The following is a 1,031-nucleotide window of genomic DNA, read 5'->3' on the forward strand; positions in this document are numbered from 1 at the left end:
TGGCGCCGGCGCCGCGCGGCCCGCGCCGACCAGGACGGCTGACCGGTGCCCGTCACCGGGCGCACCGCCGCCTCCTCCCGCCTGGCCGCCTCCTCCCGCCTCGCCGTCTCCTCTCGCCTCGCCGCCGGCCTCACCGCTCGCTTCCGGATACCGCGTGCCCTGCACCCGGGGGCGTGGTGGCTGTGGGCACTCGGCATGGCCACCGCCGCCAGCCGGACCACGAACCCGCTGCTGCTCCTGCTGACCGTGGCCGTCTGCGGATATGTGGTCACGCGACGCCGCGGCGACGCCCCGTGGGCGCTGGCCTTCCGGATGTATCTCGTCCTGGGCGCGTTCATCGTCGTGATGCGCGTGGTCTTCCGGCTGGTCTTCGGCGGAGGCCAGGGCGAGACCGTCCTCTTCACCCTCCCCGAGATCCCGCTGCCCCAATGGGCCGCCGGAATACGGCTGTTCGGGCCGGTCGCCGCCGAGCAACTGCTGAGCGGGCTGTACGACGGGCTGCGCCTGGCCACGATGCTCGTGTGCGTCGGCGCGGCGAACGCCCTCGCCAACCCGAAGCGGATGCTCAAGGCGCTGCCGGGAGCGCTGTACGAGATCGGTACGTCCGTGGTCGTCGCCCTCAGCGTCGCGCCCCAGTTGGTGGAGAGCGTGCAGCGAGTGCGCCGTGCGAGACGGCTGCGCGGCGGCGCCCAGCGCGGCATGCGGGCCCTGCGCGGCATCCTCGTTCCCGTCCTGGAGGACGCCCTGGCGCGCTCGCTCGCGCTGGCCGCGGCGATGGCCTCCCACGGCTACGGCCGTACGGGACGTACGGCACCGGCGGCACGGCTGGTCACCGGATTCCTCGTGCTCACCGGCCTGTTGGGCGTGTGCGCGGGCCTGTACGGCGTCATGGACTCCTCCGTGCCCGCGTATCTGGGGGCGCCCGCGCTGCTGGCCGGGCTCGCGCTGGCCGTCGCGGGGCTGCTGCTGGGCGGCAGACGGGTGCGGCGCAGCCGCTACCGCCCCGACCGGTGGCGCGCGGCGGAGCTGCT

The 1,031-nt window shown here is 75.1% G+C and carries 1 protein-coding gene; it reads left to right on the plus strand.

All coding sequences use genetic code 11. The features are described from left to right. Positions 1-195: 195 nt before the first annotated feature. A partial coding sequence (locus AN218_RS29560) for a CbiQ family ECF transporter T component (RefSeq protein WP_216311821.1) occupies positions 196-1,031 on the plus strand: 836 nt, incomplete at its 3' end.

Source organism: Streptomyces nanshensis, assembly GCF_001751255.1.
In the GTDB taxonomy this organism is placed as follows: Bacteria; Actinomycetota; Actinomycetes; order Streptomycetales; family Streptomycetaceae; genus Streptomyces; species Streptomyces nanshensis_A.